Below are 14,118 nucleotides of genomic sequence, written 5' to 3'. Positions count from 1 at the left end.
CTCTAGGCGAGGACGCTCCGGTCTACCCGTCCTCCGGCGCCGGTGCCACGCGCAGGTGCCGCGGCGGCTCGGCGGCGGCGACGACCACGCTCCACCGACCGCGCGAGCGGGCCGCGACCACGGCGGCCGCGGCACGTTCGCGAGCGGCGTCGAGGGACTCGTCCGGCAGCACCCCGGCGAGGCCGGTGCGCAGCGACAAGTGCGGCGGCAGGCCCGAGCGCAGCCGGGCGATGACCAGCCGGGCCTGGTTCAGGTCGGTGCCGGGCAGCACGACGTCCAGCGTCGAGCGGCCGCTGACCGTGACCTGGACCGGGTCGCCGAGGGCGTCGGCCCACCGGGCGGCCAGCTCGCGCAGGTCGGACCCCATGAGCGAGTCGTCGCGCCGCCGCAGCGGGCCCCGGAGCCGGACCGCGACCACGGCGACGACGACCGGCGTGCTCATGCGGGCACCGACCCGGCCGGCACGGGGGTCGCCTCGGAGCCGATGACGACGAGCCGCTGGTGCCCGCGGGTCTGGACCGTGCAGCACCGTCCCGCAGCCTTGGCGGCGTAGAGCGCCCGGTCGGCCCGGCGCACGAGCCCCGACCCGGGCTCCAGCCCGTCCCAGGTCGCGAGCCCGGCCGAGAAGGTCTGCCCTCCAGGGGTGCGCGGACGCAGCGCGTCGACCAGGGCTACGGCCTCGTCGGGCGTGCGGCCGCGGGTCACGACGATGAACTCCTCGCCGCCGTAGCGGCCGAGGAAGACGTCGGGTGGCAGCACCTGACGCCACGCGGTCGTGCCGCCGATCAGCAGGGTGTCCCCCGCCTGGTGCCCGAACCGGTCGTTGTAGCGCTTGAAGTGGTCCAGGTCGATGAGCGCCACGACGAGCGCCGTCCCGTCCTCGGCCGCGTCGACGATGGCCCGGTCGAGCTCGGCGTCGGTGGTGCGCCGGTTGGGCAGGCCGGTGAGGTGATCGGTGCGCGCCTGGCTGGACAGCAGCTCGGTCTGATGGCCGACCACGTCGACCATCTGGGCGAGCCGCACCATGACCAGGACGAAGACGATGAGCGCCGCGGCGGAGAGCACGAACGGGTGGGCCCCCGCCAGCGCAGCCCCGCCGAAGAAGAGCATGAGCGGCGGCATGACCGAGAAGATCCCCAGCACCCCGAGGCGGATCCCGCCGGCGGCCGGGGAAGGCGCGACGCTGTGCGGCCGCCCGAGCTCGCGGGCCGTCGGGTGCAGGGCGCTCAGCCCGATGCTGAGGTAGGCGATCAGGTACCAGACACTGATGTCGCGATGGCTGCTGCCGACCTCCGGCGCAGCCAGGTGCGTGATGTCGCCGACGATCAGCATGACCACCGACACGAGCAGCAGCGACAGGCTGACCGAGGGGCGGCTGATCCGGAACAGCAGTCGCACGACGACAGCCACCATCAGCAGACCCACGAAAGGGTAGGCCAGCGCCACGAGCTGGCCGTGCGCAGCGGCGCGCCGGGCGAACCGGTCGGGGTCCATCGTGAGCACCCACACCACGGCGCTGGCACCGATGACGAGGATCGCCGTGTCGATGGCGCCGTCCTCGTCCCGACCGAAATCGAGGCTACGGCTCAGGCTGAGCCCCGCGGGGACGATCAGCGCGTAGCCGAGCAGGTCCAGCAGGTCGTGGATCTGGCCCACCCCGGGCGCGTGGCCCCAAGACCACTGCGGCCCGATCATGGCGGCGCTGAACCACAGTGCCTCGGCCGAGAGGATCCACCACCAGGACCCGGACCGCAGCGGACGGTTCATCATCAACCCGACCGCCTGGACCACAGGCGTGAGGACCGCGCAGACGACGATGATGCCCGCGCGCGCGGTGGGGTCGCCCACCCCGAGGTACATGACCAGCAGCATCGGCGCGATCGTCAGGTAGACCCGGAAGGCCGGCGGGGCGTCCCTCACGACCGGCTCCTCACGGCAGGTCCCCTGACGGTGGGGGCTTTCACGGCAGGTCCTCGAAGGACGGCCGCCCGGTGGCCGGCATGGGCCGCGGTCGGGCGACGGTCTCGAGCGGGGTCGCCTCGCGACCGTAGCTGAGCCGGGTGCAGCCGCGTCCGCTCTCCTTCGCCTCGTAGAGCGCGTCGTCCGCCCGCGAGACCAGCTGGGTCGCAGACTCGGTCCCGTCCCAGACGGCTACCCCGGCGGAGAAGTTCTGCCCGTGCGGGGTGAACCCGCGCATCCGGTCGATGACCTCCGCGACCGAGCTGGCCGGCATGTCCGAGCAGACGAGCAGGAACTCCTCGCCGCCGTAGCGGGCCAGCACCTGTCCGACCCCGAGGCAGGACTGCCACGCCTGGGCGCTGCTGACGAGCAGCTCGTCACCGGCGTGGTGGCCGAACTGATCGTTGAACGCCTTGAACCGGTCCAGGTCGAGCAGGGCGACGGCCAGGGTCTCACCGGTCACGGCGGCCGCGTCGATGGCCCGGCCGAGCTCGGCGTCGCCGCTGCGCCGGTTGGGCAGCGCCGTCAGGTGATCGCTGCGCGCCAGCGACGCCAGGTCGCTGGACAGGCTCTCGGCCGTCGAGACCATCCGGGCCACCCGGCTGAAGGCCACGGCCAGCAGCACGATCATCGAGCCCGAGAGCACCTGGATGTCGAGCAGGTCGATCTCGGCGTCCTGGACGAGGCGGCTACGGCTCACCTCCACGACGAGCAGAACCACCGGCACCACTCCGAGCACGGTGAGCAGCGCGAGCCGTCGGCGCACCACCTTGTCGGCCGGCGTGGTGGTGGGGTGCTGCTCGGCCTCGGGCGGCTCGAGGAGCAGGGCGACGGCGAAGGCGACGTTGCTGGCGACGGCGAGCGCGGCCACGGGCAGCCCCACCGGCAGGCCCGAGGCCAGGTCGCGGCCACCGGCGAGGTCGGAGAAGAACAGTGTCGACGCGGCGACCACGATCATCAGCCCGGCGGCGGACCCGAAGACCACCTCCGAGAGCATGACCGTCACGCAGCCGAGCAGCAGCAGGTCGAGGACGGGGAAGAGCAGGTAGACCGGGACCTCGCTGGGCGCCACCCCGCCCGCCCGCGCGGGGTCCACGACCATCACCCAGCAGAGGGTGAGCAGCACCACCATGACGAACAGGCCGTCGAGCACGCGCTCGAGGGTCACGTGATTGCCGCTGTGCCGGGTCCACGCGACCAGCGCAGCCACGTAGATCAGGTGGCCGGCGACCGGAAGCACGAGCGTGACCGGACCGGGCTTGAAGGCGCCTGGAAGGAAGAGCGTCCACTTCACGAGCGTGCCGGCCGCGGCGAGCAGAAGCCCCGCGGCGAGCAGGGCCCAGGCCCAGCCGCGGCGGGTGAGATGGCGACGGACCCCGACGTAGGCGGCGACGACGGTCAGCAGGTGACTGCCTGCCAGCACCGTGACGATCGCCACGCTCATCGACGCCCCTTCCTCGTGCATCGGCCGGTGCACCGGCCGCTTCGATGCTAGGGGGATGAGTCGGTCTGTACGCCGGGTTCTGTCGATCCGTCACTCGGGCGGATCGGGCGATCATCCATCTCGGGTGGCCGTTGCCGACCACCTCCAGCGCTCTACCCGCACGCTCGGGCGGGCCGCCCTCGAACGCGTGCTGTCTGAGCTTGCTTCAGGTGGGGTTTACCGAGCCGTGCCGGTCACCCGGCACGCTGGTGGTCTCTTGCACCACCGTTTCACCCTTACCGCCCGACTGGTCGCCCAGCCGGTCGGCGGTCTGTTCTCTGTGGCACTGTCCCGCGGGTCACCCCGGGTGGCCGTTAGCCACCACCCTGCCCTACGAAGCCCGGACGTTCCTCGGCGCCGACCCCGCAGGGTCGACGACGCGATCGCCCGACCGACTCATCCGAGCCGAAGTATAGTCGCGCCGCCGGAGACCGGGTTCGTCGGCGTGCGACCGGAGGCGACCTCGCTGCGGCCGCGCCCGTTGGCCTTCGCCTGGTAGAGCGCGGCGTCGGCCCGGCCGAGCAGGTGCTCGGTGCTCTCCTGACCGTCCCAGATCGCGACGCCCGCCGAGAAGTTCTGCCCGTGCGGCATCACCTCGCGCAGTGCCGCGATGACGGCGAGGGTCGTGTCGGCGTCGGCTCGTTCCACGATCAGCAGGAACTCCTCACCACCGTGGCGGCCAACCTGCTGGCCCGGGTCGAGGATGGCGCTCCAGGCGAGCGCACAGCCGTGCAGCAGCTCGTCGCCGCGGGGGTGGCCGAAGCGGTCGTTGAACGCCTTGAACCGGTCCAGATCCAGCATCGCCACGGCGGGCCCGAGCTCCTTCGGCACCGCGTCCTCGAGCGTCCCGCCGGGTTGGGTGACGGCACACAGGGCCGCCAGGTGGGCGTCGATCGTGCGCCGGTTGGGCAGGCCCGTGAGGTGATCGGTGGAGGCGGCCAGCTCCAGCTCGCGGACCTCGCGGTTCAGCCCCGCCATCATGATCCGCAGCCGGGTGATGAGCAGGCCGACCAAGATCGCCGAGACGATGCCGACGAGGGTGTCGAAGGACCGGTCCAGCACGAAGGCCTGCAGGATCAGCACGATGCCCGGGGCCGTGGCAGCCGCGCCGAGCACCGCGAACTGCTCCAGGACGACGTTGCGGTGCCGGGTGCCGGTGTCCAGGCCCAGCAGCCGCACGCTCGGGTGCACCAGCCCGGCGGCGATGCACACCATCGCGAGCAGGTGCAGGAACCCCCAGCCGGTGTCGAGCGGATAGCGGTGCTCGGGCAGCATCAGCGCGGCCATGTCGGCGAAGAACTCAAAGGTCGCACCCCAGCCCAGCATGCGCAGCGCCATCGGCGGGAAGGCGTTGGGCAGGATCAGCTGGGTGACCAGGCTGACGATCACCAGCGAGGTGGCGGCGTACGCGAGCATCACCCACGGGGTGTTGGAGGCCGCCTCCTGACGCGCCGGCAGATCCTGGGAGTTGGCCAGCACCCAGCCGACCAGGCCCATGGGCAAGATGATGATCACGGTGTCGAGCCAGGCGTCCGGCTCGAAACCGCGGCCCCAGGGCCGGAACAGCGCGATGATCGTCGGGATGACGAGCACGTGGGACACCACCCCCAGCGACTCGACCAGGGTGATGCTGAGACCGGGCAGCGCGACCTGGGGACTGAGCTGCGCGACGAGCAGCGCCACCCAGAAGGTCACCAGCACCATCGACCACTGGATCCCGATCCGGCTCAGCTGTAGACCGTGGGCGAGCGCGCGCAGGAAGCCCAGCACCACCAGCAGGATCGAGGAGCCGTAGAGCAGCTGTCGGGCGAGCGGCCACGGGGCGAACAGGAAACCAAGAGGGATGAGCACCGTGAGCAGGCACGCCACCCGGAAGGCGAGGTGGTCGTCGTCGCGGTGGCGCCGGACCTCCGGGGCGATGGGTGGCGCGAAGGCGGGCAGGTCTTTGCCCGAGACGCGGGTCGTCGCCCGGCCCGCCGTCTTGGCCGCGTAGAGCGCCTGGTCGGCTCGGTCGACCAGCGCCACCCGGTGCTCGCCCGGGCTCCAGCGCGAGATGCCCGCCGAGAAGGTGCGACCAGGCGGCAGCGCATGACGGAAGGTCTCGATCAAGGTGGCCGTGCCCTCGATGCTGGCATCGGGGTCGATGACCAGGAACTCCTCGCCGCCGTAGCGGGTCAGCGTCGCACCGCGCGGCAGCAGATTGGTCCACCGGGACGCGCACTCACGGAGCAGCAGGTCACCACCCTGGTGTCCGTGCTCGTCGTTGTAGGCCTTGAACCAGTCCAGGTCGATCAGGACGACGTTGAGCGCGGTCGAGGGGTCCGCCGCGGCGATCAGCCGGTCCAGCAGGGCGTCGCTCGAGCGTCGGTTGCCGAGGCCGGTGAGCGCGTCCTGGTCGGCGAGCTCGGCAAGGCCGGCCGAGGCGCGCGCCTTGCTGCGCACGACCGACCCCATCCGATAGAGGATCAGGCCGCCGCAGGCCATGCTGGTGAGGGCGATCGGGAGGTCGCTGACCCTGCTGTGCGGTGGCCCGAAGAGCAGCACGAGCGGCACGACCAGCGCGGCCCCGCCGAGCAGCACGGTGGTGCGCGAAGTCCAGACCGTCGCGCTGACTCGCTCCGGCTCGGTCACCTCGGTCACCGAGGGGTGCAGGGCGAACAAACCGAGCAGCGACCACGACGCGAGGTTGATCAGTCCGAGCCAGACCGGGCCCTCCAGGGCGCCTCCCGGGTATCGCCAGCCGAGCGTGTCCTGGAGCACCACCAGCCCCATCGACCCGAGCAGGTAGCGGACCGCCACGTTGCCGACGGGCGCCACCGTGGCGATCCGGGCGACCACGCCGAGCATGGCGAGGTTCGTGAGCTGCAGGATCCAGTGGTTGACCTCTGTCGGCCCGAGCCCGCCCCGGGCCAGCGGCTGCGCCGTGGTGAAGGACCACACGATCAGCAGCCCTGGCACGATCAACGTCAAGGTGTCGACCAGGGCGTCGCGTGGGTTGGCGTGCCGGTGGCTGCGTTCGATGTGCAGCAGCGGGGCGAGCGCGAAGGGGAAAGCCAGCAGGTTGCAGGCGACCGCCGCGACCGGGGCGGCGGACATCATCACGGTGGCGCCCAACCACAGCACCCCGGCCACGACGAAGGACACCACCAGCCCGACGCGCCTGATGCGGAACACCCACGCGGCAGCGGTCACGGCCAGCACCGTGGCGACGGTGGCGACGGCCCCGATGCCGATGGACCAGCTGCTCTGGTCGGCGGCCCGGATCAGGGGTCGGGCGAGCAGGGCCACGGCGAGGCTCGCCATGAGCCCGACGTAGATCCGCTGAAGCCGCACCGCTTCATCCTGGCGGATCACCGGGGCTCGGTGATCAAAATTTCAACGCTTTGCTGCTGGAAAATTACCTGTGTGCACCGTTGTTAGGCCGATGGGGTGAAGCGGACGCGGCGCTTGATCGTGTCGGCCTCGACCAGTCGGACGGTGAGGCGGGCCCCCAACGTGAGCGGTCCGGCGCAGGGTCCGAGCACGGGCGGGTCGGTCAGCTGCACCTGACCCCCGGGCGCGGCGGGCTGGTCGGGCGCGTCGGGCTGCGCGCCGCCGTCCCGGTCGTCGAGCTCGACGACCGACGCCTCGAAGGTGTCACCGACCCGGTCGTGCAGCACCGCGGCCTCGACCGCGTCGGTGCAGGCGCGCTCTACGGCCTTGGCCTGGTGGTCCGAGCGCTTCATGATCTCGGGCAGCTCCGGCAGCGCGGCGCGAGCCCAGTCAGGCACCGGCTGGTCGCTCGCGATCGCCTCGCAGATCGCCAGCCCGAAGCGGTCGACCAGGCGGCGCAGCGGCGCGGTGACGTGCGGCTGCGGCTCGGTGCCGTCGAACGGCGTGTAACCCGCCCCGCGGAACAGCGTGGTCGCGGCGTAGATCACGGCGAGCTCGCGCGGGTCGGTGCGATCCAGCTCACGCAGGAAGTCACCGTAGGACTGTCCGCTCGGCCAGTCGACGCCGAGCGCCTTGGCCTGCAGCCGGAACCGCTCGACATCTCGCGGGTGCGCCGGCGGCATCGTGCGCAGGATGCCGACCTTGGCCCCGAGCATCAGGTCGGCGGCGACGAATCCGGTGAGCAGCGAGATCTGTGCGTTCCAGTCCTCGACCGGCAGCAGGGGGCGCAGGCTGACGGTGTAGCCCCCGTGGCCGTCCGGCACGACCTCCTCCTCGGGCATCGGCAGGCTCGCGCCGCCGCGCGCCTGCTCCTGCTCGATCCGGGCGAGACCCACCGCGCGCAGCAGCTGCAGCACCTCCGGGGCCGACCCACCGTCGAGGTCGCGCTGCACGCTCGCGTAGTCCAGCCGGGCGGTGCTGCGCACCATGGCCCGGTAGAGCGCCCGGTCCCGCACGCTCCCGTCAGCGTCCAGGTGCAGGTCCCAGACGAACGCCGGACGCACCTGGTCGGGCAGCAGGCTGGCGGCGTCCTCGGACAGCCGCGGCGGGTGCAGCCCGGTCCGCTGGTCCGGGCAGTAGATCGTCTGGCCGCGCCGGCGGGCCTCCGCGTCGATCGCGCCGCCCGGGCGCACGAACGCCGGCACGTCCGCGATGGCGTAGCGCAGGTGGTAGCCCTGCCCGTCGCGCTCCAGGTGCATGGCCTGGTCGAGGTCCAGCGAGCCCGGCGGGTCGATGGTGACGAAGGGCACCGTCGTCTCGTCCCGGTCTACCCGGGGTGGGTCGGCCGCGACGGTGTCGGCCTCGGCGAGGACCTCCGGAGGGAACTGCGCCGGCACCTTCAGCTCGCTGCGGACGGCCTCGAAGGCCGCGCCGAGCGCCTCCCCGGAGACCGGGCTCGTCAGGTGGATCCAGCGTCTCGCCATGGTCGACACAGTACCCACCGCCGCAGCGTCTAGCCTGGCTGCGTGCTGATCATGCTGCCCCCGTCGGAGACCAAGACCCCCCGACGGCGGGGTGCGCCGGTGCGCCCGGACCGGCTGTCCTTCCCCGAGCTGAGCGGCCCGCGCGCCGAGGTGGCGCAGGCGCTCGCGGCCGTGTCGGCGCTGCCGGATGCCACCGAGCGGCTCGGCGTGTCGCCGGGGCTCGCGGCAGCCGTAGAGCGCAACCGGCACCTCGCGGAGGCGGTCGCCACACCGGCCGAGCGGTTCTACACCGGGGTGCTGTTCGACGCCTTGGACCTCGCCAGCCTGGACCCGGCCGCCCTGCGCCGGGCCCGTCGCCGGATCGTCGTGCTGTCCGGCCTCTACGGCGCGGTGCGGCTGGGGGACGCGCTCGCGCCCTACCGGCTGGCGATGGGGGTCAACCTCGACGGCGTCGGCCCGCTCGCAGGCTACTGGCGCGCCCACCTCGGCGCGGCGCTGGACCCGCTGGTGGGGCGGGGGCTGGTCGTCGACTGCCGCTCGAGCGACTACCTGGCGGCGTGGCGGCCGGACGTCGCTGCTCGCTGGGTGCAGGTGAAGGTGCCCGGCGCGACGCACATGGCCAAGCACACCCGCGGCCTGGTCGCCCGCCTGCTCTGCCAGGAGCCGGCCGACCCACGCACCCCCGCCGAGCTGGCCGAGCTGCTCGCGCCGCACGTCGACGTGACGCTGCAGACCCCGGACGCCGGCGCACGCGCAGGCACCCCGAGCGTCCTGCTGGTCAGGCCCCCGGCCGGTTGAGGAAGCGCACGCTCGCGTTCCCGTCGGCCCACACGTCGACCAGGCTGAGCGACGCCGGAGCGATGTCGAGCCGCCACTGGTGCGCGTAGTCCATCCCGAGCAGGTCGGCCAGCACCAATCGGATCGGTAGACCGTGCGCCACCACGACCGTGGTCCCGCGTCGGCGTACCGCCTTGGCGTAGCCGGCGCGCACCCGGGTGCGCACCTGCGCTGCCGACTCGCCCCCCGGCGGTGCGAAGTCCTCGTCGGTGCGCAGCCGCAGCAGGTCGTGGCCGTGGCGGACCGCGATCCGGCCCATGGTCAGGCCGTCCCACTCGCCGAGCGCCCGCTCGTCCCAGTCGTCGTCGTGCTGCTCATCGACCCCGAGCGCAGCGGCGATGGCCGCGCCGGTCGCCTTGGCGCGGGCGAGCCCCGACGTCACCACCCGCACCGGTTGCGGGCTGCCGGCGACCAGCTCCGGGACGACCCGGGCCAGCGACTGCGCCTGGGCGACCCCGGTCGCGTCGAGCTCGGGGTCGGCCCCGCCGCGGCCGTCGAGGCGACCCGCCGAGGTGTAGCCCGTCACCGCGTGCCGCACGAGCACCAGCCGGGTCGGGTGGCCGAGGTCGGGCGGAGTGGCCGCAGGGACAGCCGGACCAGTCGCGACCAGCGAATCTGCCTGAGCCGCAGGCACACTCGTGTCCGAGCGCCTGGACTCGACCGAGTCACCCTCCTCGAGGTCGCGGTCCACGGTCTGGCCGTCCATGCCATCGTTGGAGAGCTTGTCGGCGGCCTTGTTCTGCTCGCGCGGGATCCACTCGAAGCGCACCGAGCCGCCGCCCGAGCGGATCGCCCGGCACAGCTCGGTGGCCTCCAGCGCCAGCCGGCGCATGTCCTCGTGCTTGATCTTCCAGCGACCGGCCATCTGCTCGATGACCAGCTTGGAGTCCATCCGGACCAGGACGTCGATCGGCTCGTCGCGGCGGTCGCCGATGCGGATGGCCGCCTCCAGACCGGCGATCAGCCCGGAGTACTCCGCCACGTTGTTGCTGGCCTTGCCGAGCGGGGCGGCCCGCTCGGCAAGCACCGCCCCGTCAGGTGCCTCGCGCACCAGCGCGCCGTAGCCGGCGACGCCGGGGTTGCCCCGCGAGCCGCCGTCGGCCTCGACGACGAGGACGAGCACGGTCTACAGACCGGACTCGGCGGTGCGCACGAGGATGCGGCGGCACTCCTCGCAGCGCACGACGTCGTCCTCGGTCGCGGACCGGATGGCGGCCAGGTCGACCTGGTTCAGCTCCATGTGGCAGCCCTCGCAGCGGCGCGCCTTGAGCGCGGCCGCACCGGCACCACCGACCTGCGCTGCGATCTTGTCGTAGAGCGCGACGAGGTCCGCGCCGACGCCCGCCACGACGTCGGGCCGGCGTCCGGCGATGGCCTGCTCCTCGAGGTCGATCTCGCCGAAGACCCGGTCGCGCTCGGCCGTGGCCGCACCGATCTGGTCGCCGAGCTCGCTGCGCTCGGCCTCCAGCCTTGTGACCTCGGCGGCGGCTGCCTCAGCGCGTTCCATGACCTCGAGCTCGACGTCCTCGAGCGCCGACTGACGTCGCTCGAGCGAGGCGTTCTCGTGCTGCAGGGCCTGCAGGTCCTTGGCGCTGCCAGTGCCCGATTCGAGACGAGACTGGTTGCGGGACAAGCGATCTCGCACGAGCTGCACGTCGTTCTCGGCGCGGTCGACCTCGCGCTGGATGTCCCCGGCCGCGGTGCGCGCGCGCACCAGGTCGTTGTCGAGCAGACCCGCCCGGGCCTCGAGCTCGGTCAGCGCCTTGGCCTCCGGTGACACGGTGCGACGGTGCTTGAGCTGGGCCGCCCGGGTGTCCAGGTCGACAAGGTCCAGGAGGCGCCACTGGCGGGACGGGTCGGCTTTCACGAGGGCTCCTCGGTGGTTCGGGTGGGGACCAGGAAGGTCCAGGGATCGGTCGGGAGGGTCGAGACGCGCGCCTCGACCTGGGCCCCCTCGGCGGCGAGCGCGTCGACCAGCCGATCGCGGGCGGCCTCGAGCCAGAGCCACTCGGTGGCCCAGTGGCCGGCGTCGACGAGGGCCATCGGGCTCTCCTCGCGCGCCTCCAGGGCCGGGTGGTGGCGCAGGTCCGCGGTCACGTAGACCTCGGCACCGGACGCGCGCGCCTCCTCGAACAGGTCGTCGCCAGCTCCCCCGGCGACGGCGACCCGGCGGACCAGCTGGTCGGGGTCGCCCGCGACCCGCAGGCCGACCGGGGCGGCGGGCAGCCGGTTGGCAAGACGGGCGGCGAAGTCGGCGAGGGTGAGCGGCTCGGGCAGGTCGCCGACCCGCCCGAGGGGCTGACCCTCCGGCTCGGCGAGCGGCACGAGAGCGTCAGCCGGCAGTCCCGCGGCCTCGGCGAGCGCGTCGGAGACCCCCGGCGTCGCGACGTCGGCGTTGGTGTGGGCGGTGTAGAGCGCGAGGTCGTGCACCAGCAGCGCGGTGACCGCGCGCCCCTTGCCGGTGGTGGTGGCGACCGAGCTCACACCACGCAGCAGCAGCGGGTGGTGGGTGACGAGCAGGTCGGCGCCGCTCGCCCGCGCCTCGTTGATGACGTCGAGCGTGGGGTCGACGGCCAGCAGGATGCTGCGGACCGGCTGGTCCAGGTCACCCGCCGCGAGACCGACCCGGTCCCAGCTCTGGGCGGTGCCTGGCGGGTAGTGGCCGTCGAGCACGGCGACCACCTGGCGCAGCGTGGGCGTCGTCGGTTCTGACATGTGGGCCCGGCCGGGATCGAACCGACGACAGCTGCGGTGTAAACGCAGTGCTCTACCAGCTGAGCTACAGGCCCCGTGGCACGCGCAAGCCGTGCCGACCCCACATTGTGCCAGGCGGGAGGCGATGGTCGTCCCACCGCGTCCCACCTGGCACGGCGCGGTGCACGGCGCGGTGTGCGCGTGCGGTGCGTGCGTGGCGGGTGTCGGTCAGTCGAGGGACTTCAGCGCCTCGTGGTAGCCGGCGAAGTCGCGCGCCTCGCCCGGCTCGTTGACGAGGGTCCAGCGCACGACGCCGTCCTTGTCGATCAAGAAGGTGCCGCGCTTGGCCAGGCCTGCGGCCTCGACGAACACGCCGTAGTCCTTGGCGGTGGCGCCGTGCGGCCAGAAGTCGCTGAGCAGCGGGAAGTCGTAGCCCTGGGCGTCGGCCCAGGCCTTGAGGGTGAACTTCGGGTCGCACGAGACCGCGAGCACCTGGACGGCGTCGTTCTGGAAGCCGGCGATGTTGTCGCGGATCTCGCAGAGCTCACCGGTGCAGATGCCGGAGAAGGCGAAGGGGTAGAACACCACGACGACGTTCTTGTCGCCGCGGAAGGACGACAGGGTGACCTGCTCGCCGTCCTGGTTGACGAGGGTGAAGTCGGGTGCGGGCTGTCCGACCTCGGGGACCGATGCAGTGGAGTCGCTCATGGCGGCCAGTCTTGCACGCTCCGGCGAGCCCGCCCAGCGGCGTTCAGCAACGTTCAGCGCGATGGTCAGCGACGCTGGCCCTTGGGTGCCGCGAGCCGGGTGCCGACCCAGTCGGCGCACGCGTTGAGCATGCCGGCGGTGTGCACACCCGCGGTCGTCGCGGCCTCGGCGATCTCGCTGGGGGCGACGTGACCCTCCCGCCCGGTCTTCGGGGTGAGCAGCAGCACGAAGCCCTCGTCGTCGAGCTCGGTGAGCGCGTCGACCACCGCGTCGGTCAGGTCGTCGTCCTCCTCGCGGTGCCACAGCAGGACCGCGTCGCAGACGTCCTGGTAGTCCTCGTCCTCCAGCTCGGCGCCGGTCGCGGCCTGGATCGCCTCGCGCAGCGACTGGTCGACGTCGTCGTCGTAGCCGATCTCCTGGACGACGAGCCCCGTCGTGAATCCCAGCTTGGTCAGCTGGCTGGTCAGTGCCGCCGCCGGCGCGGTCGGTGCCACGTGTTCCTCTCCTTCACCTGTGCGTTCTCGGCGCTCACCTGCGCCGACCTGTCATCTTTCCTCGCACAGTGCACCGCGCGCACGCGAATCTGGCAAGTATCCCCTGGCGCAGTCTCTTAGGGTGGGTCCATGGGTCGAGTGACGCAGCGGGTGCCGTCCGTGCGGCTGCGCGTCGGTGGCGAGGTCGGTCGCGAAGGCGGTAAGGCGGGCGCTGGCGAGAACCGTGGCGACGAGCAGCGCGCCGTCACCGAGGTCGCGCGCCCGGACACGGTGGCGGTCGAGGAGCCGCTGCAGGTGCGGGTGCTCGGTCAGCCGCTCACGGTGACGATGCGCACGCCGGGTGACGACTTCGACCTGGCGATCGGCCATCTGCTCACCGAGGGCTTCATCAGCGCCCCCGACGAGGTGCTCGGCCTGATGCACTGCGTCGACGCCGACGAGTCCGGCAGCCCCACCTACAACGTCGTGGACGTCACGGCCCGCGAGGACGTAGCCCCTGCGCTCACCGCCCGTGCGTACGCGGCGTCCCAGCGCGCCTCCTCCCCCACCAGCGCGTGCGGGCTGTGCGGGTCACGCAGCATCGAGGACGTGCTCGGGCGGCCGATCCCCGCCCGGGACACCGGGACCGTCGAGCCCGTGCAGCTCGACCCCGAGACCCTGGTCGATCTCCCCGACCGGCTGCGGGCCCACCAGTCGACCTTCGACCGCACCGGCGGCACCCACGCGGCCGGGCTGTTCACGCCCGCCGGCGAGGTGCTGGTCGTGCGCGAGGACGTCGGTCGGCACAACGCCGTCGACAAGGTCATCGGCGCTGCGGCGCGGTCGGGACACTGGCCCCTCGACGACCTCGTGCTGGTGGTGAGCGCCCGGGCCGGCTTCGAGATCGTGGCGAAGGCGGTCGCCGCCCGGGTGCCCGTCGTGGTCGCCGTCTCGGCCCCGACGTCGCTCGCGGTGGCCCTCGCCGAGGAGGCGGGCACGACGCTCGTGGCCTTCACCCGCAGCCCACGCGCCACGGTCTACGCGCACCCGGAGCGGGTGCGAACGCCCACCCGAGCAAGGCCGGATCCGGCTCGAACCCTGCTCTGAG

The 14,118-nt window shown here is 72.7% G+C and carries 12 protein-coding genes, 1 tRNA gene and 1 other RNA gene; 2 read left to right on the top strand and 12 right to left on the bottom strand.

What is annotated here, in order from left to right; translation table 11 throughout:
• Window positions 1-22 precede the first annotated feature (22 nt).
• The 6 genes from MM440_RS11935 to MM440_RS11910 form a co-directional block, all read right to left on the bottom strand.
• Window positions 23-442: a hypothetical protein gene (locus MM440_RS11935; protein WP_241444529.1), complete on the bottom strand. Its 420-nt coding sequence runs from the start codon at window positions 440-442 to the stop codon at window positions 23-25.
• Window positions 439-1,920: a GGDEF domain-containing protein gene (locus tag MM440_RS17400; RefSeq protein ID WP_241444527.1), complete on the bottom strand. Its 1,482-nt coding sequence runs from the start codon at window positions 1,918-1,920 to the stop codon at window positions 439-441. The genes MM440_RS11935 and MM440_RS17400 overlap by 4 nt, the downstream gene beginning before the upstream one ends.
• Before the next feature lie 40 nt (window positions 1,921-1,960).
• Window positions 1,961-3,403, bottom strand: a complete 1,443-nt coding sequence (locus MM440_RS11925; protein ID WP_241444525.1) for a GGDEF domain-containing protein — start codon at window positions 3,401-3,403, stop codon at window positions 1,961-1,963.
• Window positions 3,404-3,455: 52 nt separating this feature from the next.
• Window positions 3,456-3,841, bottom strand: an RNA gene (gene rnpB, locus MM440_RS11920) — RNase P RNA component class A.
• On the bottom strand, window positions 3,839-6,775 hold the full coding sequence (locus tag MM440_RS11915; protein ID WP_241444523.1) for a GGDEF domain-containing protein: 2,937 nt from the start codon (window positions 6,773-6,775) through the stop codon (window positions 3,839-3,841). The genes rnpB and MM440_RS11915 overlap by 3 nt, the downstream gene beginning before the upstream one ends.
• A gap of 83 nt (window positions 6,776-6,858) precedes the next feature.
• Window positions 6,859-8,298, bottom strand: coding sequence for an RNB domain-containing ribonuclease (locus MM440_RS11910; protein WP_241444521.1), 1,440 nt, complete (start codon window positions 8,296-8,298; stop codon window positions 6,859-6,861).
• 51 nt (window positions 8,299-8,349) lie between these two features.
• On the opposite strand from MM440_RS11910, the gene MM440_RS11905 reads away from it, so the two are divergent.
• On the top strand, window positions 8,350-9,096 hold the full coding sequence (locus MM440_RS11905; protein WP_277626655.1) for a YaaA family protein: 747 nt from the start codon (window positions 8,350-8,352) through the stop codon (window positions 9,094-9,096).
• On the opposite strand, the gene MM440_RS11900 is transcribed toward MM440_RS11905, so the two are convergent.
• From MM440_RS11900 to MM440_RS11875, 6 genes are all read right to left on the bottom strand, one after another.
• Window positions 9,077-10,258 carry a bifunctional RNase H/acid phosphatase gene (locus MM440_RS11900; RefSeq protein WP_241444517.1) on the bottom strand — a complete coding sequence of 394 codons (1,182 nt, stop codon included), beginning with the start codon at window positions 10,256-10,258 and terminating at the stop codon, window positions 9,077-9,079. The two genes, MM440_RS11905 and MM440_RS11900, sit on opposite strands and share 20 nt — an antisense overlap.
• A 3-nt stretch (window positions 10,259-10,261) precedes the next feature.
• The gene (locus MM440_RS11895; RefSeq protein WP_241444515.1) at window positions 10,262-11,002 is read right to left on the bottom strand and encodes a zinc ribbon domain-containing protein; all 741 of its coding nucleotides are present in this window, start codon (window positions 11,000-11,002) and stop codon (window positions 10,262-10,264) included.
• Window positions 10,999-11,850, bottom strand: a complete 852-nt coding sequence (locus tag MM440_RS11890; RefSeq protein WP_241444514.1) for a Nif3-like dinuclear metal center hexameric protein — start codon at window positions 11,848-11,850, stop codon at window positions 10,999-11,001. The genes MM440_RS11895 and MM440_RS11890 overlap by 4 nt, the downstream gene beginning before the upstream one ends.
• A gap of 1 nt (window position 11,851) precedes the next feature.
• Window positions 11,852-11,924, bottom strand: a tRNA-Val gene (locus MM440_RS11885).
• 133 nt (window positions 11,925-12,057) lie between these two features.
• A complete protein-coding gene (locus MM440_RS11880) occupies window positions 12,058-12,537 on the bottom strand; it encodes a peroxiredoxin (RefSeq protein ID WP_241444513.1) in 480 nt (159 codons plus the stop codon).
• Between the two features lie 65 nt (window positions 12,538-12,602).
• Window positions 12,603-13,031: a DUF3052 domain-containing protein gene (locus MM440_RS11875; RefSeq protein ID WP_241444512.1), complete on the bottom strand. Its 429-nt coding sequence runs from the start codon at window positions 13,029-13,031 to the stop codon at window positions 12,603-12,605.
• 129 nt (window positions 13,032-13,160) lie between these two features.
• On the opposite strand from MM440_RS11875, the gene fdhD reads away from it, so the two are divergent.
• Window positions 13,161-14,117, top strand: a complete 957-nt coding sequence (gene fdhD, locus MM440_RS11870) for a formate dehydrogenase accessory sulfurtransferase FdhD (protein WP_241444511.1) — start codon at window positions 13,161-13,163, stop codon at window positions 14,115-14,117.
• Window position 14,118: the final 1 nt, after the last annotated feature.

The organism is Arsenicicoccus piscis, from assembly GCF_022568835.1.
GTDB lineage: Bacteria > Actinomycetota > Actinomycetes > Actinomycetales > Dermatophilaceae > Arsenicicoccus > Arsenicicoccus piscis.
This window is presented reverse-complemented; position numbering and strand designations above follow the sequence as displayed.